This window comes from Elioraea sp. Yellowstone, assembly GCF_006704265.1.
Classification (GTDB): Bacteria; Pseudomonadota; Alphaproteobacteria; order Acetobacterales; family Acetobacteraceae; genus Elioraea.
The window spans coordinates 1-3,648 of record NZ_VIKA01000229.1 but is presented as its reverse complement, the minus strand read 5'-3'; the positions used below and the strand labels follow the sequence as shown (position 1 = coordinate 3,648).

The window sequence follows — 3,648 nt, the reverse complement described above, 5'->3', positions numbered from 1 at the left end:
TCTTGGTCTGCGGTGCCTAGTCCGGGCGCGTGCCGCGGGGAGGGCCTGCCGGGCACGAGCGGCCGGGGCTGGCTCGCCGCCGGCGCCCATCCCGTCATCGTGATCAGCTCGAGCGGCATCGCGATGCGGCCCTCGGCGTCGCGCGGCAGCCGCGCGGCGAGGGCGGCGATCAGGCCACGCGTGGCCGGACGGCGGCTGCGCTCGGCGAGCGCATTGGTCTCGCCGAGGGCGCGCAGCTCGGCGAACAGGGCGAAGGGATCGGGGTAGCTGACGGTGAGGGTCTCGGTGTCGGCGACCGGCAGGGCGAAGCCCGCGCGCTGGAGCAAGGATGCGGCGTCGCGGAGATCGGGCAGGGGAGCGACCCGGGGTGTCACCCCGCCGGCGAGCGCGGCCTCGACCGCGAGGAAGGCCGCGCGCAGCGGCGCGAGGGTCGCCGGGCCGGGCAGGATGGCGAGGAACAGCCCGTCCGGGGCGAGCGCCTGGCGGGCCTGGATCAGCGCGCCGGGCAGGTCGTTCACCCAGTGCAGCGAGAGCGCCGAGACGATCAGGTCGAAGCTCGCCGGCGCGAAGGGCAGCCATTCCTCGTCGGCGGCGACCGCCGGGGCGCCTGCGCGCGCGGCCATGCGCGGCGAGAGATCGGCCGAGACCACGAACGGCACGCGCGCGCGCAAGGCGCGCGCGACCACGCCGTGGCGCGATCCGAGGTCGAGCGCGCGGGCGAAGCGGCGCGTGGTGTCGTCCAGCCGGTCGAGCAGCCGCTCCGCCACCAGCGCGAGCAGCGGCCCGGCCGCATCGACCAGCCGGGCGGCGCGGTCGCGGCGCAGGCGGTGCGCGCGGCGGTCGAAGGGGGCCGAGCCGGACATGGCGCCCATGTGGCGCGGTTGCCCCGCCCTGCCAACGGGGGCAGAGTCGCGATCGGACCTTGATCCTGGGAGACACGCCATGAACGAGATGGACGTCGCCGCCGCGCGCACCGCCGCCGTCGCCGCCACGGTGGAGCGCATCCGCGCGATCGAGGCCAAGCAGGGGGTGACCCGCGCCGCCCTCGACGCGATCATGGCCGAACTCCAGGCGCTTGCCGCGCGGGAGCAGCTCTTCCCTTCCGCCGAGTTCCCTCCGCCGCCCGCGGGCGAGAAGGGCGCGCGCCGCTACCTGCTGCAGGAGGACCCGGGCGGGCGCTTCGCCCTCTACCTCAACGCGCTGAACCCGGGCAACGAGACGAAGCCGCACGACCACACCACCTGGGCCGTGGTGGTGGCGGTGGAGGGCGAGGAGCTGAACAAGGTCTACGCGAAGCGCGAGGGCGGGCTCGACCTCGTGCGCGAGGTGGTGGTGAAGCCCGGCACCGGGATCGCGCTGATGCCCGAGGACATCCACTCGATCCACACGCTGGGCGACCGGCCGACGCGGCACCTGCACATGTACGGGCTTGCGCTCGAGAAGCTCGACAACCGCATGGCCTACGATCCGGCGACCGGCGCGGCCGTGCCGTACAACCGCAACTTCATGGCGCCGACCGCGAACCGCTGATCGTTGCGCAGATGGTGAGGAAGGTCGCGCCGGACGCGCTCAAGGCGATGCTCCGCGAGCAGGCGGAGCTCGCGATCGTCGATGCGCGCGAGGAGGGCGAGTTCGGCACCGGCCACCTGTTCTGGGCCGCGCCGCTGCCGCGCTCGCGCCTGCCCCTGTTCGCGCGCGCGCTGCTGCCGAACACCGGCGCGCGCATTGTCGTCACCGATGACGGTCGGGGACTGGCCGAACAGGCGGCCGCCGAGCTCGAAACGATGGGCTATGGCAACGTCGCCGTGCTGGCCGGCGGCACGCCCGCGTGGCGCGATGCGGGCTACGTGCTGTTCACCGGCGTCAACGTGCCCTCCAAGGCGTTCGGCGAGTGGGTCGAGCACCATTACGGCACGCCCTCGGTCGATGCGGCGGAACTGAAGGCGCTGATCGATGCCGGCACCGACATGGTGGTGCTGGACTCCCGCCCGTTCGACGAGTTCCGCCGCATGAGCATCCCCACGGGGATCAACGTGCCGGGCGGCGAGCTCGCCTACCGCATCGGCGCGCTCGCGCCGAACCCGGAGACGCTGGTGGTGGTGAACTGCGCCGGGCGGACGCGCTCGATCCTCGGCGCCGAGAGCCTCCGCTCCGCCGGCGTGCCGAACAAGGTGGTCGCGCTGCGCAACGGCACGATGGGCTGGGAGCTCGCCGGCTTCGCCTGCGCGCGCGGCGCGACCGCCCGCTACCCGGACGGGCGGCCCGCGGACGCCGACACCGCCTTCGCCCGCGCCGAGGCGCTGCGCGTCAGGCACAGGGTCGGGCTGATCGACCGCGCGACCCTCGACGCCTGGCGCCGCGACACGACGCGCACCCTCTACGTCTTCGACGTGCGCGATCCGGCGGAATATGCCGCCGGGCATCTCGCCTTCGCCCGCTCGGCGCCGGGGGGACAGCTCGTGCAGGCGACCGACGCCTGGATCGCCGTGCGCCACGCCCGCGTGGTGCTGGTGGACGATGACGGCGTGCGGGCGCGCATGACCGCGCAGTGGCTGGCGCAGATGGGCCATCGCGACATCCATGTGCTGGAGGGCGCGGCCGAGGACTTCACCGCGACCGGGCCCTGGGTGCCGCCGGGCGAGGTGCCCGAGGCCGAGACGATCCCGCTGCGCGAGGCGCACGCCGCCTGGCAGGCCGGGCGGCTCCGCGTGGTCGATCTCGCCCGCTCGATCGAGTTCCGCGAGGGCCACATCCCGGGCGCGCTCTGGGGCGTGCGCACCCGGCTCGACGCGCTCGCCGGCCGCCTGCCGGAGACCGGGATCGTCGCGGTGACCTCGCCGGATGCGAACCGGCTCGCCCGGCTCGCGGTCGCGGAGGTGGCGGAACTCACGCCTGCGCGCGTGGGCGTGCTCGAGCGCGGCACCGCCGGCTGGGCTGCCGCCGGGCTGCCGCTCGAGGGGGACCGGACGAACCCGCCGGACGAGGCGTGCATCGACGTCCATCTGCGCCCCTACGACCGCAACGCCGGCGTCGAGGAGGCGATGCGGGCCTATCTCTCCTGGGAGATCGATCTCGTGCGCGAGATCGCCCGCGACGGGGATGCCGCGTTCGGCTGAGGGCCGGCTCGCCCGGCTGGGCGCGGGCCTCGCGCGCGGCGCCATCGACATCCTGCTGCCGCCGCGCTGCCTCGCCTGCGAGAACCCGGTCGATCGGCCCGGCCTGCTGTGCGTCGAGTGCTTCCCGCGCTTCCGCTTCATCACCGCGCCGCTGTGCGCCCGCTGTGGCGTGCCGTTCGCCCATCCGGGCGAAGCGGGGCCGGAGGGGCTGTGCGAAGCCTGCCGCGCCCGGCCGCCGCTGTTCCGTCGGGCACGCGCGGTCTGGCGCTACGACGCGGCGAGCCGCGAGGTCATCCTGCCCCTCAAGCACGCCGACCGCACGGAGCTCGCGCCTGCGCTCGGCCGGCTGATGGCGGCGGCCGGGCGGGAGCTGCTCGACGGCGCCGACCTGCTCGTGCCCGTGCCGCTGCACTACTGGCGGCTGGTGGCGCGGCGCTACAACCAAGCCGTGCTGCTCGCGCGCGCGGTCGGCCGGATCGCGCGCGTGCCGGTGGTGCCCGACCTGCTGCGCCGCGTGCGCGCGACACCGAGC

Annotated in this window: 4 protein-coding genes; 3 read left to right on the top strand and 1 reads right to left on the bottom strand. The window is 75.2% G+C overall.

Translation table 11 applies throughout. From position 1 onward, the window contains the following. Positions 1-872: methyltransferase domain-containing protein (locus FK498_RS18025; RefSeq protein WP_141857000.1), on the bottom strand; the 872-nt coding region annotated here is incomplete at its 3' end. Between the two features lie 70 nt (positions 873-942). On the opposite strand from FK498_RS18025, the gene FK498_RS18020 reads away from it, so the two are divergent. From FK498_RS18020 to FK498_RS18010, 3 genes are all read left to right on the top strand, one after another. Next, positions 943-1,530 carry a cysteine dioxygenase family protein gene (locus tag FK498_RS18020; protein WP_141856999.1) on the top strand — a complete coding sequence of 196 codons (588 nt, stop codon included), beginning with the start codon at positions 943-945 and terminating at the stop codon, positions 1,528-1,530. 11 nt (positions 1,531-1,541) lie between these two features. Continuing rightward, complete coding sequence (locus FK498_RS18015) at positions 1,542-3,116, top strand: rhodanese-like domain-containing protein (RefSeq protein ID WP_141856997.1); 1,575 nt, start codon at positions 1,542-1,544, stop codon at positions 3,114-3,116. Next, positions 3,100-3,648 (top strand): double zinc ribbon domain-containing protein (locus FK498_RS18010; protein ID WP_141856995.1); only part of this gene is annotated, 549 nt, incomplete at its 3' end. The genes FK498_RS18015 and FK498_RS18010, both read left to right, overlap by 17 nt.

Coding starts and splice junctions, on each gene's coding strand:
- FK498_RS18015 (WP_141856997.1), top strand. CDS start 1,542: ATGGTGAGGAAGGTCGCGCCGGACGCGCTCAAGGCGATGCTCCGCGAG.
- FK498_RS18020 (WP_141856999.1), top strand. CDS start 943: ATGAACGAGATGGACGTCGCCGCCGCGCGCACCGCCGCCGTCGCCGCC.